The sequence below is a fragment of the Ruminiclostridium hungatei genome (assembly GCF_002051585.1).
GTDB classification, from domain to species: Bacteria; Bacillota; Clostridia; order Acetivibrionales; family DSM-1351; genus Ruminiclostridium; species Ruminiclostridium hungatei.
On sequence record NZ_MZGX01000025.1, the window covers coordinates 44,122 to 67,537 of the forward strand.

At 45.4% G+C, this 23,416-nt stretch carries 19 protein-coding genes and 2 riboswitches; of the genes, 15 read left to right on the top strand and 4 right to left on the bottom strand.

Annotation, left to right across the window (positions count from 1 at the left end; all coding sequences use genetic code 11):
- Positions 1-42 precede the first annotated feature (42 nt).
- The 3 genes from CLHUN_RS16900 (at position 43) to CLHUN_RS16910 (ending at position 2,396) form a co-directional block, all read left to right on the top strand.
- Complete coding sequence (locus CLHUN_RS16900) at positions 43-732, top strand: TrmB family transcriptional regulator (protein WP_080065811.1); 690 nt, start codon at positions 43-45, stop codon at positions 730-732.
- Between the two features lie 19 nt (positions 733-751).
- Complete coding sequence (lysA, locus tag CLHUN_RS16905) at positions 752-2,002, top strand: diaminopimelate decarboxylase (RefSeq protein WP_080065812.1); 1,251 nt, start codon at positions 752-754, stop codon at positions 2,000-2,002.
- Between the two features lie 163 nt (positions 2,003-2,165).
- A complete protein-coding gene (locus CLHUN_RS16910) occupies positions 2,166-2,396 on the top strand; it encodes a hypothetical protein (RefSeq protein WP_242656545.1) in 231 nt (76 codons plus the stop codon).
- Between the two features lie 73 nt (positions 2,397-2,469).
- Here CLHUN_RS16910 and CLHUN_RS16915 read toward each other — a convergent pair whose 3' ends face one another.
- The 3 genes from CLHUN_RS16915 to CLHUN_RS16925 all read right to left on the bottom strand — a co-directional run bounded on the left by CLHUN_RS16915 (position 2,470) and on the right by CLHUN_RS16925 (position 5,535).
- On the bottom strand, positions 2,470-3,642 hold the full coding sequence (locus CLHUN_RS16915) for a phosphoglycerate dehydrogenase (RefSeq protein WP_080065814.1): 1,173 nt from the start codon (positions 3,640-3,642) through the stop codon (positions 2,470-2,472).
- A gap of 22 nt (positions 3,643-3,664) precedes the next feature.
- A complete protein-coding gene (gene serC / locus CLHUN_RS16920; protein WP_080065815.1) occupies positions 3,665-4,741 on the bottom strand; it encodes a 3-phosphoserine/phosphohydroxythreonine transaminase in 1,077 nt (358 codons plus the stop codon).
- 112 nt (positions 4,742-4,853) lie between these two features.
- Positions 4,854-4,933: riboswitch (glycine riboswitch) on the bottom strand.
- A 3-nt stretch (positions 4,934-4,936) separates the two neighbouring features.
- A riboswitch (glycine riboswitch) is annotated at positions 4,937-5,021 on the bottom strand.
- A gap of 67 nt (positions 5,022-5,088) precedes the next feature.
- Complete coding sequence (locus CLHUN_RS16925; protein ID WP_080065816.1) at positions 5,089-5,535, bottom strand: MarR family winged helix-turn-helix transcriptional regulator; 447 nt, start codon at positions 5,533-5,535, stop codon at positions 5,089-5,091.
- A gap of 337 nt (positions 5,536-5,872) precedes the next feature.
- On the opposite strand from CLHUN_RS16925, the gene CLHUN_RS16930 reads away from it, so the two are divergent.
- Positions 5,873-8,131, top strand: coding sequence for an ABC transporter ATP-binding protein (locus CLHUN_RS16930; protein WP_080065817.1), 2,259 nt, complete (start codon positions 5,873-5,875; stop codon positions 8,129-8,131).
- A complete protein-coding gene (locus CLHUN_RS16935; protein ID WP_080065818.1) occupies positions 8,128-9,996 on the top strand; it encodes an ABC transporter ATP-binding protein in 1,869 nt (622 codons plus the stop codon). The genes CLHUN_RS16930 and CLHUN_RS16935 overlap by 4 nt, the downstream gene beginning before the upstream one ends.
- A 285-nt stretch (positions 9,997-10,281) precedes the next feature.
- Here CLHUN_RS16935 and CLHUN_RS16940 read toward each other — a convergent pair whose 3' ends face one another.
- Positions 10,282-11,379: a response regulator gene (locus CLHUN_RS16940; protein WP_080065819.1), complete on the bottom strand. Its 1,098-nt coding sequence runs from the start codon at positions 11,377-11,379 to the stop codon at positions 10,282-10,284.
- 332 nt (positions 11,380-11,711) lie between these two features.
- On the opposite strand from CLHUN_RS16940, the gene CLHUN_RS16945 reads away from it, so the two are divergent.
- The 10 genes from CLHUN_RS16945 to ureC all read left to right on the top strand — a co-directional run bounded on the left by CLHUN_RS16945 (position 11,712) and on the right by ureC (position 23,398).
- Positions 11,712-14,423: an ATP-binding protein gene (locus CLHUN_RS16945; protein ID WP_165755779.1), complete on the top strand. Its 2,712-nt coding sequence runs from the start codon at positions 11,712-11,714 to the stop codon at positions 14,421-14,423.
- A gap of 55 nt (positions 14,424-14,478) precedes the next feature.
- Positions 14,479-15,582 carry a response regulator transcription factor gene (locus tag CLHUN_RS16950; RefSeq protein WP_080065821.1) on the top strand — a complete coding sequence of 368 codons (1,104 nt, stop codon included), beginning with the start codon at positions 14,479-14,481 and terminating at the stop codon, positions 15,580-15,582.
- 341 nt (positions 15,583-15,923) lie between these two features.
- Positions 15,924-17,165: an urea ABC transporter substrate-binding protein gene (gene urtA, locus CLHUN_RS16955; RefSeq protein WP_080065822.1), complete on the top strand. Its 1,242-nt coding sequence runs from the start codon at positions 15,924-15,926 to the stop codon at positions 17,163-17,165.
- Positions 17,166-17,294: 129 nt separating this feature from the next.
- Complete coding sequence (urtB, locus tag CLHUN_RS16960) at positions 17,295-18,200, top strand: urea ABC transporter permease subunit UrtB (RefSeq protein WP_080065823.1); 906 nt, start codon at positions 17,295-17,297, stop codon at positions 18,198-18,200.
- Between the two features lie 54 nt (positions 18,201-18,254).
- Positions 18,255-19,355, top strand: coding sequence for an urea ABC transporter permease subunit UrtC (gene urtC, locus CLHUN_RS16965; protein WP_479692036.1), 1,101 nt, complete (start codon positions 18,255-18,257; stop codon positions 19,353-19,355).
- 29 nt (positions 19,356-19,384) lie between these two features.
- Positions 19,385-20,140, top strand: coding sequence for an urea ABC transporter ATP-binding protein UrtD (gene urtD / locus CLHUN_RS16970; RefSeq protein ID WP_080065825.1), 756 nt, complete (start codon positions 19,385-19,387; stop codon positions 20,138-20,140).
- Between the two features lie 49 nt (positions 20,141-20,189).
- Complete coding sequence (urtE, locus tag CLHUN_RS16975) at positions 20,190-20,882, top strand: urea ABC transporter ATP-binding subunit UrtE (protein WP_080065826.1); 693 nt, start codon at positions 20,190-20,192, stop codon at positions 20,880-20,882.
- A 110-nt stretch (positions 20,883-20,992) separates the two neighbouring features.
- The gene (ureA, locus tag CLHUN_RS16980; RefSeq protein ID WP_080065827.1) at positions 20,993-21,295 is read left to right on the top strand and encodes an urease subunit gamma; all 303 of its coding nucleotides are present in this window, start codon (positions 20,993-20,995) and stop codon (positions 21,293-21,295) included.
- Positions 21,296-21,305: 10 nt separating this feature from the next.
- Complete coding sequence (ureB, locus tag CLHUN_RS16985; RefSeq protein WP_080065828.1) at positions 21,306-21,683, top strand: urease subunit beta; 378 nt, start codon at positions 21,306-21,308, stop codon at positions 21,681-21,683.
- Positions 21,680-23,398 carry an urease subunit alpha gene (gene ureC, locus CLHUN_RS16990; RefSeq protein ID WP_080065829.1) on the top strand — a complete coding sequence of 573 codons (1,719 nt, stop codon included), beginning with the start codon at positions 21,680-21,682 and terminating at the stop codon, positions 23,396-23,398. The genes ureB and ureC overlap by 4 nt, the downstream gene beginning before the upstream one ends.
- Positions 23,399-23,416: the final 18 nt, after the last annotated feature.

Genomic DNA, 23,416 nt, shown 5'->3' on the forward strand with positions numbered 1-23,416 from the left:
TTTATATAGAACCACTAAAAATCGGAAGCTCGGAGGTGCGCTGTGGACGTAATAGACGCTTTGATGCAGGCAGGCTTCACCAGACATGAATCAATGCTTTACATGACATTGTGCAAGGAAGGTGAGCTCACCGGCTATGAGGCTTCCAAACTGACCGGAATACCAAGGTCAAACGCATATCTGGGGCTTGCAGGACTCTCGGATAAAGGCGGAGCATACAAGATAAACGGTGAGGCTGCCAGATATATTGCTGTCCAGCCCGAAGAACTGGTTCAGAACCTGAAGAGGAAATTTTCCGAGATAATGAAGGTTATACAGGAAGAAATACCTCAGTTGAATGCCATGGGAGAAAGCTTTGTAACAATAAACGGCAGGCAGCAGATGCTGGACAAGATGAAAAATCTGATGAACCAGGCACGTAAAAGGATTTACATCTCCATTTCAAGAGAGCAGTTGGACGAGGTGCTGGAGGAGCTTATCCAGGCCAGGGACAAGGGGCTCAAGGTGGTGGTGATAACCTCTGAAAAGCTTGCTATGGAGCGGGTAATCTGCTACTGCAAAAATAAGCGCTTTGAAAGTGTCAGACTTATTACCGATTCGGAAAATGTTCTGACAGGCCAGCTCGGCGGCACGAATCCCACCTGCCTGTTTTCCAGAAACTCAAACATGGTTGATCTGATAAAGGATTCTCTTACCAACGAAATAAAGCTTATAAATATAAATACAAAATAAATAAAACGGAGGCTATATTATGACAGAATACTATTCAATAAAAATGAACTTTTTTGGAAATTCAGACCCTGAAAAGCTTGTAAAGGAATTTGGGAGCCCTTTGTATGTTTATAATGAAAAGATTTTAAGGCAGAAGTGCAGGGATATGAAAAATCTTGTTGATTACCCCTTCTTTATTCCTAATTACTCTATAAAGGCGAATTCAAACCTCAATATAATTAAAACCGTCAGGGAGGAAGGCTTAAGGGCTGATGCCATGTCGGCAGGAGAAATACAGCTTCTGCTGCATGCGGGATACAAGCCTGAAGAGCTGTTTTTTGTCCCCAACAATGTATCCGAGGCGGAGCTCAAATATGCTGTTGACAACGGCGTGCTCGTAAGTGTGGATTCACTGTCACAGCTTGAGCTCCTGGGTAAGCTCAACAGGGGAGGTAAGGCGGCCGTGAGATTTAATCCCGGCGTGGGCGCAGGACACCACGAAAAGGTGGTAACCGCCGGAAAAAAGACCAAATTCGGAGTTAATACCGACTGTGTTTCACAGGTTAAGGAAATAGCAAAAAAATATGATCTGAGGATTTGCGGAATCAACCAGCACATAGGCTCACTGTTTATGGAGGGGGATTCCTATATTGAAGGTGTGAAATCCATTCTCGCAGTTGCAGAACAGTTTGAGGATATAGACTTTGTCGATATGGGCGGCGGCTTTGGAATTCCTTACAGAAAGCAGGAGGGTCAGGAAGCCCTTGATCTGGCAAGCTTCAGGGAAAAGTTGACTGCCGTGCTGGTGCAGTGGACTGAGAAATACGGTAAGAAGATACTGTTCAAATCGGAGCCCGGGCGGTATATAGTGGCTGAGAGCGGTATCCTGCTGGGAACCGTATATGCAACCAAAAACAATTATGGAAACAGATATGTGGGAACCGATTTGGGCTTCAATGTTCTTGCCAGACCGGTTATGTATGATTCCCATCATGACATTGAGGTTTATAGAAACGGCAAGCCTCAGAACCAGGGAGCCACTGAGGAGGTTACCGTAGTGGGAAACATTTGTGAAAGCGGAGACATTATTGCCAAGCACAGGACTCTTCCGGCAGTGGAAGAAGGGGATATACTGGGGATAATGGATGCAGGCGCCTATGGTTTTGCCATGAGCTCCAACTACAATATGAGGCTGCGCCCGGCCGAGGTCATGATAAAAGAAAATGGGGAAGCTGTACTTATAAGGCGCAGAGATACTTTTGAGGATATTATTGCACCCTTTAACATATAACTGAAAGACCGGCGGCGTATACCCGGGATTTTTAAGGGAAACTATCCGTGTCACAATTCCGGTAGAAAACTGGAACTAAATTTATTATATTGCCATAGTATGTAATGATATCCTATTAACTGACTTGAAATTATTTAGGAGGCAATATATGAGGGGATCTGTCTTGGATAATCTGACCTGGGAGGGAAACAGCAAAAAAATGTTTAAGCTGGTTTTGGATGCTGTTCCTTCAATATTCCTTGGATTAGTTAAACATGAAATTCAGGATTGGCTGGTTAAAAACCAGGTTACAGTGGTAACTGAGGAATTATGTCTGAAAATGTTTAAAGAGAAAGCTCCAAAAGGTATGATAGAAAAATTAACTCCAAAACTTGAGAGCTTAAAAACCAAATAGATAAAAAACAGTGAGTGCGGGAATCCCGCACTCACTGTTTTTTGTATGGGTATTACTGATTGCCTGTCTGAAATTACTTTCCGGATATGACCCTTACTGTCTTAACCCCGTCTATGGCTCTTATCCTGTCTATGACCTCCTCGTTCAGATCACCTTCAATGTCGATTACATTGTAGCCGATTGTATCCTTGTGACGGGTCAGCATATCTGCAATATTTATTTTGTTTGCGGCAAGTATGGTGGTCATCTGGCCTATCATATTGGGAATATTGCGATGAACGGTAATAATCCTGGTCTTGTCCGTGGGCAGCATGTCACAGTCGGGGAAGTTGACCGAATTTTTGATCATGCCGGTTTCCAGGTAATCCTTCAACTGGTTTGCTGCCATGATAGCGCAATTTTCCTCTGATTCAGGGGTGGAGGCACCAAGGTGGGGGATTGCTATTATTTCCTCCACACCAAGGAGTTCTTCCTCGGGGAAGTCGGTTACATAGCAGGCAACCGTTCCGTTGCCGATTGCTTCCAGTAAATCCTGGTTTGATACCAGTCCTCCTCTTGCAAGGTTTATTATTCTGACACCCTTTTTCATTATTTCGAATTTTTCCTTGTCAAGGGTATTTTTTGTCTCTTTGGTCAAAGGTACATGAATGGTGATGTAATCGCAGGTTGACAGCAGATGCTCCAGACTGTTTGCCCTTATAACCGAGCTTGACAGCCCCCAGGCAGCCTTTACGGAAATATAGGGGTCGTAGCCCATAACCTCCATACCTAGAGATATGCAGTCGTTAGCCACCATAACTCCGATGGCACCAAGACCTATAACACCGATTTTCTTGCTCTTGATTTCAGGACCTTCAAACTGTGACTTGCCCTTTTCCACCAGCTTGGGTATTTCATCGCCCTTGCCCTTTAAGGTCTGCACCCATTCCATGCCTTTTGTAATCTTACGTGATGAAAGCAGGAGGGCGGCTATAACCAGCTCCTTGACTCCTGTTGAATTCGCGCCGGGAGTGTTGAAGACAACTATGCCTTTTTCAGTGCATTTTTCTATGGGAATATTGTTCACTCCTGCACCGGCTCTTGCAATGGCCTTGAGATTTTTGGGCAGTTCCGTCTCCAGCATATTTGCACTTCTGACAAGTATGCCGTCGGGATTGGCCTCTTCAGTCGAAATATCATAGTTTTCCTTTGGCAGCAGTTCAAGCCCGCAGTTGGCTATCTTATTCAACATTTGTATTTTATACATACTGATTCATCCTTTCAGGTATCTATTTATTTTCAAGCTCGAATTTCTTCATAAAGTCAACAAGCTTAATTACACCTTCAACAGGCATTGCGTTATAAATGCTCGCTCTCATGCCTCCTATGAGACGGTGTCCCCGGAGGGTGCAGAGACCTGCCTGTTCAGCTTCCTTTATGAACTTTTCATTCAATTCGTCGGTGGGAGCAGTAAAGGGCACGTTCATTAATGAGCGGTCCTTCCTGTTTACCTTGTTTAGGAACATTTTTGATTCGTCAAGAAAATTATAAAGTATGGCGGCCTTTTCATTATTGATTTTTTCAATGGTCTTAACGCCGCCCATATCATCAAGCCACTTGAACACCAGTCCTGCAACATAAATGCTGTAGCAGGGCGGAGTGTTGTAAAGGGATTTTTCCTTGGCATGGGTTTCGTATCTCAGCATGGTTGGTGTATTTTCAAGGTGCTTGCCTATGAGGTCGGTTTTTACAATAACTATGGTAAGTCCGGCAGGACCCAGGTTTTTCTGCGCTCCGGCATATATGAGCCCGAATTTGTTCACATCCATCTCCCTGGACATTATCTCACTGGACATGTCGGCCACGAGAGGTACGTTTCCGGTGTCGGGGAAGGTTACAAAACGGGTTCCCTCAAGGGTGTTGTTGCTGGTAATGTGAACGTAGTCAACCTCCTGGGAAAGATTGTACTCTTCGGGAATATATGTGAAATTGGAATCTTCTGAAGAAGCCGCCACATTTGCGGCACCAAAGAGCTTTGCTTCAGAAATCGCCTTTTTTGACCAGTTTCCCGTATTTATGAAATCAGCCTTTTTATATTTGCTGAAAAGGTTCATGGGAATCATGGAAAACTGAGTGGAAGCACCGCCCTGAACAAATAATATCGAATATGAATCATCAATTTTCATCAGCTTGCGCAGAAGGCTTTCAGCATTTTCAATTATGGAAGTGTACGCTTTTGACCTGTGACTCATTTCCATCACAGACATTCCTGTACCATTGTAATTTAACATTTCTTCAGCAGCCTTTGCCAAAACAGATTCCGGCAGAATAGAAGGACCTGCAGAAAAGTTATAAACTCTGTTCATATAAACACTCCTTTTTTAGTTATATAAAATATATAAAGGCCAAATCTGTATGATTTGACCTATGGAACAAGAAAGCAAAATAAAACTATATTAAAATAGTTATAAATTTATACTCTGTCCTTTTGCCTGAGAGATTGACGGCATCAAACTCACCGTATTGCCCCTTCGGCGCCAACATTGGTCTCTCCAGAGATCCGTCCTGATAAAGTCCTTTTTTACCTGAGAGTGCTACTCCTTCGGTGTCCTTTGCCTTGCAAAGGAACTCTCCTCCATCAATCATCCGGCTCTATTAAATTTTAGATATTACATATATTATAGTTCTAGATATTGGGAGAGTCAAGAAGATATTACTGTATCTTCCCAAGGATTTCGGTCAGCTTGGGCACCAGGGCTTTTAAGGACTCAATATCTTCATTGTTGAGAGAAGATAATTTTTCTGAAACGGCTTCCACTGTTTCCTGCTTTTTCTGCTTTAAAAAGTTAAAGGATTTCTCTGTGGCTTCAATAATAACTATACGCCTGTCGGAAGGGTCATCATATCTGACGGCATATCCTTCTGTAATCAGATTATCTATAATAGGCGTCATATTTGGTTTTGATATAACCAGCTCATTGGCGATTTTTGACACGGGACTGGGCCCGTTTGTTGTCAGATAGAATATAACTTTTATATGTGAAGGTGGAACACATAGTCCTTTTAACATGATATTACGATTTATCATTTTATTATTTAATGATAGAAAAAGAAAAAACAAGCTATTTGATATTTCAATTAAAGCATCCTTGGTAAACATATCTGAAACTCCTTTTATCATATTTAAAAAAATCATATATTTTTAACAAGACTTAATAAAATATTAAGCGTATATTATAGATGGTCTCTGTATAATCGTTTGATTGGCAATACTAAAAGTATGGTAATCAAACCCGAACTATCGATTTTAAGTTGATAGTAATTGACTTTATTATACACTATTTATAATAATTATACAATCAAAATTATTATTGACATATAATAGTTATGTATTTATAATTATATCGAGTTACTGAAAATTATTGGTCTTTGACTTGAATTGATATATTTGGGCCGGACTACAAAATTTGCTGCTTTAGAAAAGAAAGGAGTAATACATGGGTAAAATATTGAAACATCTGAAACCGCATATTTTTGCCATTATTGGCATAGTAGCCTTTTTACTTGTGCAGGCGGTATGCGACCTGTCACTTCCAGACTATATGTCCAATATTGTAAATGTAGGTATTCAACAAAAAGGTATTGAAAATGCAGTTCCGGATTTGATCAGAAAAGGCGAGATGGATAAGCTGACCTTTTTCATGACAGCGGAGGATAAAAAGTTTGTACTGGATAACTACACACTGCTTGAAAAATCAAAGATATCTCAGAAGGATTCGGACAAGTACTCAAAGAATTATCCTGAAATAAAAGACAACGATGTCTATAAACTAAATGATATAACTGAAGAGACCACGGATTTGCTGATAAAGACTTTAAGCAAACCCGAGCTTGTAGTTTATCTGATGGAAGCAAAAGACGGTGCCTCTGAATTCCAAATGGACGGCAAGGGAGACAATGGAAAGCTCCTGCAGGGACTTTCACAGCTTCCTGAAGGTACAGATCCCTTTGAATTTTTTGCAAAGCTGCCGGAAGAACAGCTTAAGGCAATACGGAGTGAAATCGACAAGGGTTTTGAAGCACTGCCCGACAGCATCATAAGCCAGGGCGCAGTAGTGTATGTCAAGGCCGAATATGAGGCTTTGGGCAGAGATACGGGCAAAATGCAGTCGGATTTCATAATCCTGTCCGGTCTCAAAATGCTGGGAGTTGCACTTATAGGTATGGCGGCTTCCGTTATTGTGGGCCTGTGGGCTGCCAGAGTATCGGCAGGTCTTGGCAGAAGCCTCAGAAGGAATGTGTTCGAGAATGTTGTTGACTTCTCAAACACCGAGTTTGACAAATTTTCAACTTCTTCTCTTATAACCAGATGTACCAATGATATCCAGCAGGTGCAGATGTTTATGGTAATGTTCCTGAGACTGGTATTCTATGCTCCGATACTTGGAGTGGGAGGCTTCCTGAAGGCAATGCATACCGACACCTCCATGTCCTGGGTTATCGGTGTTTCGGTGCTGGCCATACTCAGCCTTGTGCTGGTGATGTTTGCAGTAGCTATTCCCAAGTTCAGGAGTATACAGAAGCTCATTGACAAGCTCAACCTGGTTACACGTGAATCCTTGACGGGTATGCTGGTTATCAGGGCATTCGGCACCCAGAAAAAGGAAGAGGAGAAATTTGAAAAGGCAAATGCCGACCTGACAAATACAAACCTGTTTGTAAGCAGGATTATGACAGCCATGTTCCCCATGATGATGCTTATATTGAATGGAGTGGTACTGCTCATAGTCTGGGTAGGCTCACACCAGGTGGATATGGGAAACATGCAGGTAGGAAACATGATGGCATTTATGCAGTATGCAATGCAGATAATATTTGCCTTCCTTATGATTTCAATGGTTTCAATCACACTGCCCCGTGCGTCGGTATCCATTAACCGTATAGCCGAGGTAATCAATACAAAGCCCTCCATTCTGGACCCCAAAAGCAGTAAGGAATTTGACGGAAGCCTTAAGGGCACTGTGGAATTCAGGGATGTTGGCTTTAAATACCCGGGGGCGGAAGACGAAGTACTTTCAAATATAAACTTTGCTGCAAAGCCGGGAGAAACAGTGGCCTTCATAGGCAGTACCGGAAGCGGAAAGTCCACACTTATAAATCTTATACCCCGTTTCTATGATGTCACCTCCGGTCAGATTCTGCTGGACGGTGCAGACATAAGGGAAGTGCCGCAGAAGGAGCTGAGGGAAAAGATAGGCTACGTGCCGCAGAAGGGCATACTGTTCTCAGGTACCATTGAAAGCAACCTGAAGTACGGTTTGGAGTCGGCAACCCAGGAGGATCTGGAGCTTGCTGCGGATATAGCCCAGGCTACGGAATTTATAAGCGGAAAAGATGAGGGCTACGGGACTGAAATAGCCCAGGGGGGTACAAACGTATCCGGCGGTCAGAAGCAGAGACTTTCTATTGCCAGGGCCCTGGTCAAAAAGCCTGAGATATTCATTTTCGACGACAGCTTCTCGGCCCTTGACTACAAGACTGACGCAGCCCTCAGAAAGGCCCTGAAGACAAAGACCCGGGGTGCAACAGTATTAATAGTGGCTCAGAGAATAAGCACGGTTATGAATGCAGATAAAATCCTGGTTCTGGATGAAGGCAGGGTTGTGGGAATGGGTACCCATAAGGAACTGCTTGCGAATTGCGAGGTATACCAGCAGATAGCTCTATCGCAGCTCTCAAAGGAGGAATTGGCATGAGCAAAAATGAGAACATGAAGCAGCATTCGTCCCGGAGAGGACGGGGCGGCCCTGTGGGCGGCGGAGGCCCAATGGGTATTAAGACGGAAAAACCGAAAGATTTCAAGGGTACCATGAAAAAGCTTTTGACGTATATAAAGCCTTTCATACCACGTATCATAGTTGTATTGATATTTGCAATCGGCAGTGTAATTGTAGGCATAAGAGGTCCCAAGATACTTGGAGAGGCCATCACCAAGCTGTATGAAGGCCTGGTCGGCAAGGCTGCCGGAGGTTCCATAGATTTTGACTTTATTGCAAAGACCCTCATATATCTGATGGTGCTGTACGGGGCAAGTTCGCTGTTTTCCTTCGTGGGAGGCTTTATCATGTCAGGTGTGGCCCAGAAGATATCCTACAACCTGAGAAGGCAGATAGCAGAAAAGATAAACCGCATGCCACTGAAGTATTTTGACAAGATGACCCACGGTGAAGTGCTGTCCAGGGTTACAAATGATGTTGACACTGTGAGCCAGACCCTGAACCAGAGTTTGTTCCAGATGATAACCTCATTCACCACTCTTATCGGTGTGCTTGTGATGATGCTGACCATAAGCTGGATAATGACGCTTGTTTCCATGATAATTATTCCTCTGTCCATAATATTTATAGGTATAATTGTAAAACAGTCTCAGAAATATTTCAAAACCCAGCAGGAATCACTTGGACAGATAAACGGCCATGTGGAGGAAATCTTCAGCGGCCACAATATAATGAAGGCCTTCAACGGAGAACAGAGGGCGGTAGACAAATTTGACACAATTAATGAGACCCTTCATAAATCCGCATGGAAATCACAATTCCTTTCAGGCATGATGTTCCCCATCATGGGCTTCATAGGCAACATAGGCTATGTGCTTGTGACCATCCTGGGTGGCTGGCTGACCATTAAAGGCACCATCAAGGTGGGAGACATCGTATCCTTTGTACAGTACGTAAGAAACTTCCAGCAGCCAATCGGACAGGCGGCTCAGGTTGCAAATATCCTGCAGTCCACTGCTGCCGCTGCCGAAAGAGTATTTGCGTTTCTTGGAGAAGAGGAAGAGCCGGAGGATGCTGAAAAAACGGTCGTCACTGAAAATGTCAAGGGGCAGGTTGAGTTTAAGAGTGTGCATTTCGGTTACAATCCTGAGAATATAGTAATTAATGATTTCTCAGCCAGCATCAAACCCGGACAGAGAGTTGCCATAGTCGGGCCTACAGGAGCAGGAAAGACAACCATAGTAAAACTGCTGATGCGTTTTTATGATTTAAACAGCGGAGACATATTTATTGACGGCATTAATTCCATGGATTTCAAGAGAAACGACTTAAGAGACATGTTCGGGATGGTTCTGCAGGATACCTGGCTGTTTAACGGCACAATAATGGAAAATATCCGCTACGGCAGGCTTGACGCCACAGATGAAGAGGTCATAAAGGCAGCGAAGGCTGCTCATGCCCATCACTTTATCAAAACCCAGCCCGACGGCTACAATATGGTATTGAACGAAGAAGCCAGCAATGTTTCACAGGGACAGAAGCAGCTCCTGACCATTGCCCGTGCAATATTGTCAGATCCCCGGATTCTCATATTGGACGAAGCCACCAGCTCGGTTGATACCCGTACGGAAGTATTGATACAGCAAGCCATGGAGAACCTTATGAAGGACAGGACCAGCTTCATCATTGCACACAGGCTTTCAACCATAAGAGATGCGGATTTGATCCTTGTTATGAAGAACGGAGATATTGTGGAACAGGGTACACACGAGGAACTGCTTTCTTCCGGAGGCTTCTATGCAGCACTTTACAACAGCCAGTTTGAAGAAGCTGAGGCATCGTAAGTTCCTTATGATGATAAAAAAAGAAATTAATAGAAAAGAAATTGCATTTTAAAAGCAATAGTACTATAATATAGTTAAAATAATATCAATTAGGCATGGGCGCCAGGTCTTTCATAGACTTGTGCGCCTTTTTGTCTGGTTTAGCGACAAATACAATACAGGTGTAGGAGGCAGCCCCATAACTGCATTTTATATATAGTTGCCAATTTAATCGTGTCAGGGTGTCAATGCTGATGCCCGCAAGGCTCCAATCTAGTGTGAGAAGGTAGGTTGGGGCTGTTTTTTTTAGATTGGGGGATTTTTAGGAAAGCTGAAGTAAAAGGAGGCACCCTGATTTTCCTGCCCTGTCATCCAGGCTCTTCCGTTATGGCGTTTGAGAATTCTCTGGCATATGGACAGTCCCACTCCCGAGCCCTCAAATTCCTTTGAGGAATGAAGGCGCTGGAAAACCTGGAAGAGCCTTAAAGAGTATTTCATATCAAAGCCCACCCCGTTATCGGTAACACAGAATACATAACTGTCAGGGTATTCGGTGTATTCAACAGCTATCCTGGCAATTTTCCTGGGAGCAGTATATTTTATGGAATTTGAAAGAATATTGGTTACAAGTATTCTGAGCATTATGCTGTCACCGGTAATATCAGGCAGGCCGGAAAGCCTGAGCTCAACCTGCCTGTTGGGCCGGGTCAGCATCAGTTCATCAAAGACGCTTCTGAAAAGCTGCTCAAGGTTTATATGCTCCGGCTTCATCTCAAGCTCACACATACGTGAAAACTCAAGCAGATGGTCTATTATAGCGGTAAGCTCCCCGGACTTTTTATGAATGTTGGAAATAAGGGTATTTCCATCTTCTCCAAGCTTGTCAAAATAGTCCAGTGACAGGTATTCTATAAGTTTTCCCATTGACAGAAGAGGCGCCTTTAAGTCGTGGGCGATGGAATAGCAAAAGCTGTCCAGTTCCCTGTTGGCCAGATAGAGGAATTCCGTCTGCTGCTTGAGCTTTATATGGGTCTTCACTCTTGCCAGCAATTCTGTGGTATTGAAGGGCTTGGTGACATAGTCCTGGGCGCCTGCCTCGAACCCTTTTTTTATACTCTGTTCGTCTCCGCTGGAGGTCAAAAAGATCACCGGGATATTTTTATATTCAGTATTTTGCTTGATTATCCTGCATAATTCAAAGCCGTCGATTTCAGGCATGAAAATATCCAGCAGTATAAGGTCGGGCTTTTGCTTTTCAAGCAGCTTGAGGGCTGACGAGCCCTTTGTGGAAACCCTGACCTTATAGTTATTGCCTTTTAAAACCACCAATGCCATTTCAATCTGTTCGGGTGTATCGTCAACAATCAGAATTTCATACATGTCAATTGAATTGTTACTGTTCATTTCGGCTCCATTATCATTGTTTCAGTCAATATTCTTCAGTTAAATCTTGTATAGACCACCTAAGACATTTTATAATATAATTTAGAAATAGTCGATAATAAATATGGTTTTCATTTTAAGTGCTGGTATAGCGTGAAAGATACATGTTGTATGTCAAAGTGGCTTTCACGCAGCAAAAGCCACTACGTGTCTTTCATTTCTATTTGTGTACGCGCTATACGCATAGATGGGAGATTAATATAAAACATACAAATACGTAAAACGGCAAAGGCGCCAGGTCATACTTCTATATGACCTGTGCGCTTTTTTTAGTGTATTGCGGAGGTGAGGGGTTGAAATCACAGATAGCCATAAAACAATCAACAATAAGCGGTCTGATACTTGGAATATTTTTTCTCATAGCGGCCTTGCTCATAGGAAGCATCGTTTACATGCGGTCCAGCATACAGGCAGAACAGGCTGCCGAGCGGCGGAGAACGGAGTTCAAACAGTTGGGCATAGACCTGGCGGATGCTTCGGACTATCTGACGGATGAAGCCCGGAAATATGCCATCACCACAGACCTGGTTCATTTGCAGAGGTATTGGGAGGAGATAAACAACACCCAGACCCGTGACAAGGTAATACTCAAGCTAAAGGAGCTGGAATCCCCCGAGCAGGAGCTGGAATTGCTGGCAAAGGCAAAACAGCACTCTGATGCATTGGTAAATACGGAAAGACAGTCCATGAGGCTGGTACTGGAAGCTCTGGAGGTGCCGGAGGCACGCATGGCTCCCGAGGTGGCGGCCTATCAGTTGTCTCAGGCCGAAAAAATACTGGGCAGCGCAGAAAAGCTTGATAAGGCAAGGGAGATAATGTTTGACGCGCAGTACGATTCAGACAAGAAAGAGATCATGGAGCCCATAGCCAGGTTTCAGGAAGTCATGAATGCCCGTCTGGAAAATGAGCTGGAGGCTGCCAGAAGTGCCACTGCAAATGCCGCTGTGGTACAGATAGTGCTGGCGCTGATTATAATATGCGCCATAGCGCTGCTGATAAGCACCTTGTTCAAATATGTCACATATCCTGTAAACAGCTATACAAGACTCCTGAGAAATTTTTCCTTTGAGGATGACAAGTTCAGTCTGAAGCCGGAGGGAACTCTGGAGCTTCAGCAGTTGGCCAATACCTTCAATGAACTTTATTTTTCCTTTCATGATGAGCTGCAGAAGAGAAGGGAAGCCGAAAAAACCATGAGGTCCGCAAAAGAGGAGGCTGAGCTTGCAAACAACGCAAAAAGTGAATTTCTGGCCAGTATGTCCCATGAAATCAGGACGCCTCTCAATACCATCATCGGATACCAGTTCCTTTTGAATGAGACTTATCTTGAGGCCAGGCAGAAGGAGTACTGCGACAAGATTGGAATGGTGGCGAGTAACCTGCTGGGTCTGATAAACGGCATACTGGATTTTTCAAAAATAGAAGCCGGGAAAATGCTGCTTGAAAGTGTTGAATTCAATATAGTTCAGGCAGTACAGGACATATATGGAATGGTGGGGGTGGAGGCCGGAAGAAGAGGGCTTGAACTGAGGCTGAACCTGGGCGAAAACATACCTGGGCTTTTGACAGGTGACGTTACGCGACTCAAGCAGGTTATGCTGAACCTGCTGTCAAATGCAATAAAGTTTACGGAAAAAGGCTCAATAACCATCGGTCTTGATTGCAAGCCGGGAAGCAACAGTTCTGTGCTGGCATGTATAAGTGTTGAAGACACAGGTATTGGAATATCCCAGGAGCAGGTGGCTGTCATATTTGACCACTTTACCCAGGGAGATGCTTCAACAACCAGAAAATATGGAGGCACGGGGCTGGGGCTGGCTATCTGCAAAAGAATTGCAGAATTGATGAACGGTACGATAGAGGTTGCCAGTGAACCGGGAAAGGGCTCCTGCTTCAGATTTTCAGCCGAACTTGCAGTTCCTGACCATTTGCTCGGCGCTGAGGGGGAAAAAGAGAAAGGCCCTGTATGCAGCAGCTTTATAAACAAAAGGGTGCTCCTGGTTGAGGACAATGAAATAAACCTGCTGATGACAAAGGAAATATTAAACGGCATGGGCTTCGAGGCTTATCTTGCGGACAGCGGGCAGGCCGCCGTCAAACTTGCCGGCAAATACAAATTTGATGTTATACTTATGGATATAAGAATGCCCGGCATGGATGGGTATGAGACAACCAGAAAAATACGGCAGATGGAGGCCTGTGGAGAAATACCCGAAACACCCATAATCGCACTTACCGCCGATGCAGTGGACGGAGTGGCTGAAAAAGCCCAAACAGCGGGTATGAATGGCTTTTTGACCAAGCCCTTGTACCCTTCGAAGCTTGCTCAGATGCTGTGGCAGTTTATAGGTTCTGACGGCAGTGGGGCGGAAGAGCTTGGGAAGGCGTACTCTGAAGCCGAAAATGAGGAGTACTGCAGCTATGAAGCGGGAAGCGGCGTTTTTGAAAGAGGTATTGCAAAATTAGGGGGGAACCGGAAGCGGTATGCGGGGATACTGGGAGTCTTCATTGAAGGGCATAGTGCCGACGGAGAAAAAATATTGTCCCTGTACCGGTCAAAAAAGAATGCGGAACTGGGAGAGGCGGTGCACAGGCTGAAGGGACTGACAGGAAGCCTGGGGGCAAATGAGCTGTATGAAATGTGTCAAAAGCTGGAGGTTCTTCTGAAGGCTCACGCCCCCAAAAGGCAGATAATCAATATTATGGAGCGCATTGCTTCAGAGTTGGGTGCTCTTTGCAAACAGGCTGCAATTCTGATTGAAACAGAGGCTGGGACACAGGCGGACACCGCCGGAGATCCTGCGGTGAATTTTTCAGATGTGATTGCCAATCTTATGAATTACGTGGTAATAGCAGATTCGGAGGCAAAGGATTATTTTATGGAAAACAGCGGTGTCATTAAAGGAAACCTGGATCAGGAAACCTTCTCACAATTGAAGAAGGCCATTATGGAGTTTGACTTTGAACAGGCCGAGCTGTATCTGGGAGGAATTCCGGCCGGATAGCGGCAGACGGGCTTAAAATGAGGAGATAATCGAGCAGATAATAGGGGAGATAATAATGTATAGTGTTTTGCTTGTTGATGACGATCTTGCTGCTTTGTATATGCTTAAAAGATTTAAAAAATGGGGGGAATACGGCTTTTCGCTTGAAGGTGAGGCCTGTGACGGAAAGGAAGCTCTCAGGAAGCTGTCCGGAAAGGAATATGATCTCATAATTACCGATATAAAGATGCCCGGCATGGACGGAATCGAGTTTGTTCAGGAACTGAGAAGCAGGAAGGATGACACCTGTATTGTATTTTGGAGCACCCACAGTGATTTTCAGTTTGCCAGGCAGGGTATCAGGTTCGGAGTGTTTGAATATATGACAAAACCTCTGGAAGAGGCGGCCTTAACCGATATTCTGGTCAGGGCGGGAGCTTTCATCTCTGAAAAGAAGGCCCGGGAGGAAAGGCTGAAAAGCTCAGGTAAAGCACAGGAGGAAGATAATGGTATTTATTATCCGGTAGATCATGAAAATCTCATTATTTCATATATTCTTACTGCCGACCCGCGTTTGAAGAAGGCGACGGCTGAAACCTTCAGCGGAATGTGCAATCTGTACGACGGTGACAGCGGAAAAGTACGAGTGCTGGCAAATACCCTGCTGTATAATATAAAAACCAGGATTGACGAGAAGTTTCCGTGGCTTAAAAAGGTTGAAGGGCTTGTTGTCTCGGGAGGAATTACGGGCTCGGGCGGAATTTCCTCCCTGGAAGAAGAATTTTCTGCACAGCTTTCGGAAATAAAGGAAAAAATCCTGAAATACCAGTTGAATCATTCCGACAGTATTATAAGGAGAATCTGCCAGTGTGTTATTGACAACATTGAGAGTGAGGTAAACCTGGAGTCCATTGCCAACGAGGTTCACATCAGCAAGGACTATGTGGGGAAGCTTTTCAAGCAGAAGGTAATGTGCAATTTTAATGACTATGTGACGAAAATGAAAATGGAACATGCAAAATACCTTATCCTGTCCGGGAATTTAAAGAACTATGAAATAAGTGAAAGGCTGGGATATAAAAAGGCTGACTACTTTTCATCCCTGTTTAAGGCATACACTGGTTTGACACCTAGCGAATATAAAAAATGCAATTCTCAAGATGCAGAATTGCAGATTTAGGGGGTAAAATTACTTTTTTTTGGTGTTTTTTATTTGTGGGTATAAAGGTATCATAAATGTAAGGAACCAAACGACATTTTAAAAGGTTCCTTGAACTTAATAGTTTATGTAGCTAAGGCGCTATGAGAAATGAGATTTCCACAGGCAATGTCCGCGGAATCCATGGCTTATAGCGTTTTTTGTCAATCTCCCGGACAATATCAACAGGGCTGTTATCCGGGGCTTGACGGCAGCTTGGAACAACGTAAATATACATTTATGGCCATAAATTGTATGTATTTATCTACTAGCGGTTTTATACCACAGGGAAAAAATCCGAAAATTGAAAGGTGGTCAAAATTATGAAAAAGAAATGGTTAGCGCTTGGCTTAAGTATATCAATAGCATTATCGGCATTATTGGGAGGCTGCGGCAGCAGCTCCACCTCAGGGTCAGGAGATTCCTCCTCGGCACAGCAGGCAGCAGGTGACACAATCAAGGTGGGAATTCTGCATTCCTTGAGCGGAACCATGGCAATCAGCGAGGTATCCGTGAAGGATGCTGAAATGATGGCAATTGAAGAAATAAATGCCTCAGGCGGAGTTCTGGGAAAGAAAATAGAGCCTGTTATAGAAGACGGTGCGTCCGACTGGCCAAAGTTTGCTGAGAAGGCCAAGAAGCTCCTGCAGAACGACAAAGTGGCAACTGTATTCGGCTGCTGGACCTCAGCCAGCAGAAAGGCGGTATTGCCGGTATTTGAAGAAAACAACGGACTTTTATGGTATCCGGTTCAGTATGAGGGTATGGAATCCTCACCCAATATCTTCTATTCGGGAGCCGCTCCAAATCAGCAGATTGTTCCCGCTGTGGAATGGCTGCTGCAAAACAAGGGTAAAAAGTTCTTCCTGCTTGGTTCCGACTACGTATTCCCAAGAACTGCAAACAAGATTATAAAAGCTCAGCTTGCCGCACAGGGCGGTGAATTGATAGCAGAGGAGTACACCCCCCTGGGACATACGGACTACAGTACAATTGTCAATAAAATCAAGGCGGCAAAGCCCGACGTGGTATTCAACACCCTTAACGGAGACAGTAATGTTGCATTCTTTAAGGAACTTAAGGCATCAGGCATAACAGCAAAGGATCTGACCACCTGTTCCGTAAGTGTTGCCGAGGAGGAAATAAGAGGTATAGGCGCCGATAATATGGTGGGGCATCTGGTATCCTGGAACTATTATCAGACAACAGACACTCCTGAAAACAAGACGTTCGTTGAAAAGTACAAGGCTAAATACGGCGCGGACCGTGTAACAGACGACCCCATAGAAGCTGCGTACATAAATGTATACCTTTGGGCTGAAGCAGTTAAAAAGGCAGGCTCCACCGAGGTGGCAAAGGTTAAGGAAGCTGCAAAGGGCCTGGAATTCAAAGCTCCCGAGGGAACTGTAAAAATTGAAGGTGAAAACCAGCATATATGGAAACCTGTAAGGATAGGTGAAGTACAGCCGGACGGACTTATAAAGGAAATCTGGAGTACAGCCGAAAGTGTCAAGCCGGACCCGTATCTTAAATCCTACGACTGGGCAAAGGGCTTAAGCAACTGATAGAAATAAAATGACCGTACAAACTTGCGCAGATGGGCTGTCACAAAGACATCTCCGTCTGCGCAAGCTGTACCGTCGCAGGCTGAAGCTTTTGCCCGGCCTTTCAAATAAAGGGAAAGGGGGATTTTAATGAGTACTTATTTATTGCAGATTTTTAACGGTATAAGTGTCAGTTCAATCTTAATGCTGGCCGCTTTGGGGCTGGCAATAACCTTCGGGCTGATGAAAATCATAAATATGGCCCACGGAGAGCTTATAATGATTGGCGCCTATGTAACCTATATGATACAGAATGTATTTATACAGTATATGGATAAGAGTGTCTTTGATTTATATTATATTGCGGCCCTGCCGTGTGCGTTTGTTGTGGCGGCGCTGGTAGGCTACCTGCTTGAAATAACCATAATAAAAAGACTTTACGGAAGGCCGCTGGACAGTCTGCTTGCCACCTGGGGAGTCAGTCTTATACTGCAGCAGATGGCCAGAAGCATTTTCGGAGCCCCCAATGTGGATGTAAGAAGCCCTGTATGGCTGGATGGAGGGCTGGTGCTGGGAGATGTCCAGCTTCCCTACAAAAGGCTGTTCATTATCGGCCTGGTTATATTGTCCATAGCAGGAGTGTATATTTTCCTGTACCGGACAGCTTACGGCAGAAGAATAAGGGCCGTCATGCAGAACAGGCCTATGGCCCAAAGCATTGGAATAAATACACGAAAGGTTGACAGCGTGACTTTTTCAATAGGAGCAGGACTGGCGGGTATAGCCGGCTGTGCCTTGACACTGCTGGGTTCCATAGGCCCCACACTGGGGACTAATTATATAGTTGACACCTTTATGGTGGTGGTGCTTGGGGGAGTGGGCAGGATAGTTGGAACGGTGGCCGGTGCAGGAGCTATTGGTGTTGGGAACACTACCTTCGAGTTCTTTACCAATGCGTCGCTGGGCAAGGTGCTTGTGTTTTTAATGGTAATCATTTTCCTCCAGTGGAAGCCCCAGGGATTTTTTACTATCAACAGCAGAGCATTGGATGAATAAGGCTGCGGCCTTATATAATTTATATCGCTGCACGGCAGCGGGATGGGGGGAAACATGAACCGGTTTTCTATCGGCAATAAATTTGAACTTGGCAAAAAGAATATGACCATAGTTATAATAATTCTGCTCTTATGCATGGCCCCATTCTTTCTCTCGGATTTCAGGACCAATCTGCTTGGAAAGTTTGTGGCGTTTGCGATTCTGGCACTGGGAATAGACCTTATATGGGGGTATACAGGAATACTTAGCCTTGGCCATGGAGTTTATTTCGGACTGGGCGCATATTGTATGGCGATGTACCTGAAGCTTGAGGCCGGAGGAGGCAGGCTCCCGGATTTTATGTCCTGGAGCGGACGCGAAACACTGCCCTGGTTCTGGAAACCCTTTGGGGCGGCTCCTATAGCTATTTTCATGGCCTTGTGCCTGCCTGCGCTGATTGCTCTGGCAATAGGCTATCTGACCTTTAAGAACAGGATCAGGGGTGTATATTTTTCAATTCTCACACAGGCCCTTTCAATTATTTTTGTGGTGCTTTTTGTGGGACAGCAGGAGCTGACGGGGGGCACCAACGGCATAACCAATTTTAAAACCATATTTAATTTTTCCCTGGCGGACAACCGGACGAAGCTGTGGCTGTATTATATATCGGTAGCCCTGCTGCTGCTGGCATTTATATTTTGCAGGTTCATCATAAACAAGCGGGTGGGAAGAGTGTTGATTGCAATCAGGGACGGGGAGAACAGAGCCAGGTTCTCAGGCTACAATCCCACGACCTACAAGGTTTTTGTCTATTGCATATCCGCGGTTCTGGCAGGTCTGGCAGGGGCCATATACGTTCCCCAGGTGGGCATCATATCCCCGGCGGAAATGGGAATTGTTCCGTCCATTGAGATGGTAATATGGGTTGCAATCGGAGGACGAGGCAGCCTCAACGGGGCAATAATAGGAGCAATACTTGTAAATCTTATGAAAAGCGGTATAAGTGAAAAATTTCCGGCCGTATGGTCATATTTTATAGGAATAGCTTTTGTAGTGGTAGTTATTTTCATGCCCACCGGGCTGGTAGGAGCCTTTAACAAGCTCAAGAAAAAGCTCTTCAGTCTTAAAGTCGGCAAAGCCGGTCAATTGGCTCAATCCAATGTGCCGGTCGAATAAAATCCATACAATAAAACGGAGGTGGAATTATGAATCCGGTTCTTGAAATAAATAATTTGACAATCAGTTTTGATGGTTTTAAAGCTGTCAATAATCTAAGCACGTCAGTTAAAAAAGGCGACATACACTTTTTTATCGGCCCCAACGGCGCCGGGAAAACAACACTTCTGGACGCTATATGCGGAAGGGTCAAGCCGGCCTCCGGCAATATAATATTTCATAACGGAAGCGACGTTACCAGGCTCTCGGAACACGAGATAGTGGAGCTTGGAATAGGACGGAAATTCCAGGTGCCCTCGGTGTTCAACGGCATCACAATATACGAAAACATGGAACTGGCGGCAGTCAAAGTCAGATCCCTGTACTCATCCCTGTTTACCAAACTTACCAGGGAGCAGAACGAAAGAATCAAATCCGTATTGAATATAATCGGTTTATATGAGGATAGATATAGAACACCTGCAAAGCTGTCACACGGTCAGAAGCAGTGGCTGGAGATAGGTATGCTGCTGGTTCAGCAGCCTGAAATAATGCTTCTGGATGAGCCGGTGGCAGGGATGGGAAGAAAGGAAACCGAAAAGACCGGGGAACTGCTGCGGCAAATATCCCAACAGTGCTCGGTTGTGGTGGTGGAGCATGACATGGAATTTGTCAGGGAATGTGCCAATACAGTGACTGTGCTTCATGAAGGAGCACTTCTGGATGAAGGCGATATGGAAAAGGTCCAGAAGAATCCCAGAGTGATAGAGGTATACCTGGGACGGGGAGAACGCGAGAGGTCCTAGACAAATATTCAGGTGTATTGATACAGGTACACGGAAAGGGAGGGGCAATATGCTGGAACTTGACAATGTGAGCAGCTATTACGGTGAAAGTATAATTTTAAAAAATATGAGCATGAAGATTGAAGCGGGAAAGGTGGTATGCCTGCTGGGCAGGAACGGAGTGGGCAAAACGACCTTTTTAAAAAGCATAATGGGTCTGGTTAAAACTCCCGGGGGAAGCATAAAGCTTGAAGGAGAGGAAATTATAAAGATGCCCACCTACAACAGGGCCATAAAAGGAATTGGCTATGTTCCCCAGGGAAGAGATATTTTTCCTCAACTGAGCGTTTACGAGAATCTGCTGCTGGGGCTGGAAAGAAACCGGGGCAGGGGCACTATCGATGACTCCGTATATGAGCTGTTTCCGGTGGTGAAAACCATGCTTGGCAGGAAAGGCGGCGATTTGAGCGGAGGACAGCAGCAGCAGCTTGCGATTGCCAGGGCTCTGGTTTCCGGGCCAAAACTGCTGCTGCTGGATGAACCCACCGAAGGTATACAGCCTTCCATAATCCAGGATATAGCCAGGGTTATAAGGCACCTTAAGGAGCAGAGGAATATGACAATGGTAATAGTTGAGCAGTATCTGGAGTTTGTAATGGAGGTGGCAGACTATTTCTATCTGATAGACAAGGGCAGGATAATAATGGAGGGAAGCACTGCCGATACCGACCCTGATGCAATCCAGGAAAAGATGGCAATATGACTTGCTCCCAGCTCACCTGACGAGGGATGGGGATAAGGAATTATATATAATTGATAAACCGGCAGCCGCATTTGCGGTTTAAAGCCATATTAAGGCTCAGGAGGTTAACAATGCATTTGACACCGAAGGAAACCGAGAAGCTTATGCTGCATTTTGCAGGCGAATTGGCCAGAAAGAGGAAGGAAAGAGGGCTGAAGCTCAATTATCCCGAGGCTATTGCCTATATCAGTGCCGAGCTGATGGAAGCCGCGAGAGACGGCAAGACAGTCACCGAATTGATGCGTTTTGGTGCACAACTGCTGACTGTGGAGGATGTAATGGAGGGTGTGGATTCAATGATTCATGAGATTCAGATAGAAGCCACCTTCCCCGACGGAACAAAGCTGGTGACAGTACACAACCCTATAAGATAGGAGGAGAGCAATGAAGCCCGGAGAGTATTTTATCGAAAACGAGAGTATTGAGCTGAACAGCGGAAGGCCAACGCTTACAGTCAAGGTGGCCAATACCGGAGACCGGCCGGTTCAGGTGGGGTCTCACTTTCATTTCTTTGAGGTGAACAAGTGCCTTGACTTTGACAGAGAGCAGTGCTTTGGAAAGAGGCTTGATATCCCTTCAGGAACTGCCGTCAGATTTGAGCCCGGAGAGGAGAAGGAAGTCACCCTGACTGCCCTGGGGGGCAATAAGGCGGTGTACGGACTGAACGGACTGACCACAGGCAGCACTCAAGACAGGAGCAGCCTTGACAGCGCTTTGAAAAAAGCGGCCCGACTTGGATTCAAAGGAGTTGAAAACAAATGAGCTACAGCATGAAAGGTAGGGATTACGCCCATATGTACGGCCCCACACTGGGGGACAGGGTGAGGCTGGCAGATACGGAGCTTATCCTGGAGATAGAAAAGGATTTTACAGTATATGGTGACGAAAGCAAGTTTGGCGGCGGCAAATCCATAAGGGACGGAATGGGACAGAGCTCTTCGGCATCTGTGAAAACCGGGGCCCTGGATATGCTTGTTACAAATGTGGTAATAATAGATTCCTGGGGTATAGTCAAGGGGGATATAGGTATTAAGGACGGAAAAATAGTGGGAATAGGGAAATCCGGCAATCCTGATATCATGGAGGGAGTGACTCCCGGCCTGGTAATTGGGGCGGCTACCGAGGTCATAGCGGGAGAGGGCTTGATAGCCACCGCCGGAGGTATTGACTCACATATTCACTTTATCTGCCCTCAGCAAATAGAAACTGCGCTGTACAGCGGGATTACCACAATGATAGGAGGGGGCACCGGCCCGGCAGACGGGACCAATGCCACCACCTGCACCCCGGGGAAATACAACATGTTCAGGATGCTGGAAGCAGCGGAGGCCTTCCCAATGAACCTGGGTTTTCTGGGCAAGGGCAATGCCTCTTTTCCGGAGCCGCTCATTGAACAGATACAGGCCGGTGCAATAGGATTGAAGCTCCATGAAGACTGGGGAACCACGCCAAAGGCAATAGATACCTGCCTCAGCGTGGCCGACAGGTATGACGTGCAGGTGGCTATTCACACCGATACACTGAATGAGGCGGGTTTTGTTGAGGATACCATCAACGCCATAAACGGAAGGACCATCCACACCTTTCACACTGAAGGGGCAGGCGGAGGCCACGCTCCCGATATAATCAAGGTGGCGGCCTTTGACAATGTACTGCCCTCTTCCACAAATCCCACCATGCCCTTTACCGTCAACACAATAGACGAGCATCTGGACATGCTGATGGTATGCCATCACCTGGACAGCAGGATAAAGGAAGATGTGGCCTTTGCTGACTCCCGCATAAGGCCGGAGACCATTGCGGCGGAAGATATCCTGCATGATATGGGGGTTTTCAGCATGATGAGCTCGGATTCACAGGCCATGGGCAGGGTTGGGGAGGTAATAATCAGAACCTGGCAGACCGCTGACAAGATGAAAAAGCAAAGAGGCCCCCTGAGTACCGACAGCAGCAGAAATGACAACTACCGCATTAAAAGATATATTTCAAAGTACACCATAAATCCTGCCATAACCCATGGCATCTCAAATTATGTAGGCTCTCTTGAGCCCGGAAAGCTGGCGGATATCGTACTGTGGAAACCGGCAATGTTCGGGGTGAAGCCCGAAATGATACTTAAGGGCGGCTTTATCATTGCAAGCAGAATGGGGGATGCAAATGCGTCAATACCTACACCCCAGCCTGTTATATACAAAAATATGTTCGGAGCTTTTGGAAGTGCGGTGAAATCCACCTGCATGACCTTTGTTTCAAAGCTGTCACTGGAGTCGGGACTGCTGGAGGCTCTCAAGCTTAGGAAACAGCTTGTTCCTGTAAGCGGCTGCAGGAACATAACAAAAAAGGATATGGTTATGAATGCTGCCACCCCCAAGATAGAGGTGGACCCTGAGACCTATGAGGTAAGAGTTGACGGGGAGCATATCACCTGTCAGCCTATGGAAAAGCTCTCCCTGGCCCAGAGGTATTTTCTGTTTTAGTACAACATTCGATAAACA

Excerpts from the sequence above, each read along its gene's own strand:
- CLHUN_RS16915 (WP_080065814.1), bottom strand. The coding sequence starts at position 3,642 with ATGTATAAAATACAAATGTTGAATAAGATAGCCAACTGCGGGCTTGAA.
- ureB (WP_080065828.1), top strand. The coding sequence starts at position 21,306 with ATGAAGCCCGGAGAGTATTTTATCGAAAACGAGAGTATTGAGCTGAAC.
- urtC (WP_479692036.1), top strand. The coding sequence starts at position 18,255 with ATGAACCGGTTTTCTATCGGCAATAAATTTGAACTTGGCAAAAAGAAT.
- urtB (WP_080065823.1), top strand. The coding sequence starts at position 17,295 with ATGAGTACTTATTTATTGCAGATTTTTAACGGTATAAGTGTCAGTTCA.
- CLHUN_RS16925 (WP_080065816.1), bottom strand. The coding sequence starts at position 5,535 with ATGTTTACCAAGGATGCTTTAATTGAAATATCAAATAGCTTGTTTTTT.
- CLHUN_RS16950 (WP_080065821.1), top strand. The coding sequence starts at position 14,479 with ATGTATAGTGTTTTGCTTGTTGATGACGATCTTGCTGCTTTGTATATG.
- CLHUN_RS16930 (WP_080065817.1), top strand. The coding sequence starts at position 5,873 with ATGGGTAAAATATTGAAACATCTGAAACCGCATATTTTTGCCATTATT.
- CLHUN_RS16940 (WP_080065819.1), bottom strand. The coding sequence starts at position 11,379 with ATGAACAGTAACAATTCAATTGACATGTATGAAATTCTGATTGTTGAC.
- CLHUN_RS16935 (WP_080065818.1), top strand. The coding sequence starts at position 8,128 with ATGAGCAAAAATGAGAACATGAAGCAGCATTCGTCCCGGAGAGGACGG.
- serC (WP_080065815.1), bottom strand. The coding sequence starts at position 4,741 with ATGAACAGAGTTTATAACTTTTCTGCAGGTCCTTCTATTCTGCCGGAA.
- ureC (WP_080065829.1), top strand. The coding sequence starts at position 21,680 with ATGAGCTACAGCATGAAAGGTAGGGATTACGCCCATATGTACGGCCCC.
- urtD (WP_080065825.1), top strand. The coding sequence starts at position 19,385 with ATGAATCCGGTTCTTGAAATAAATAATTTGACAATCAGTTTTGATGGT.
- ureA (WP_080065827.1), top strand. The coding sequence starts at position 20,993 with ATGCATTTGACACCGAAGGAAACCGAGAAGCTTATGCTGCATTTTGCA.
- urtE (WP_080065826.1), top strand. The coding sequence starts at position 20,190 with ATGCTGGAACTTGACAATGTGAGCAGCTATTACGGTGAAAGTATAATT.
- lysA (WP_080065812.1), top strand. The coding sequence starts at position 752 with ATGACAGAATACTATTCAATAAAAATGAACTTTTTTGGAAATTCAGAC.
- urtA (WP_080065822.1), top strand. The coding sequence starts at position 15,924 with ATGAAAAAGAAATGGTTAGCGCTTGGCTTAAGTATATCAATAGCATTA.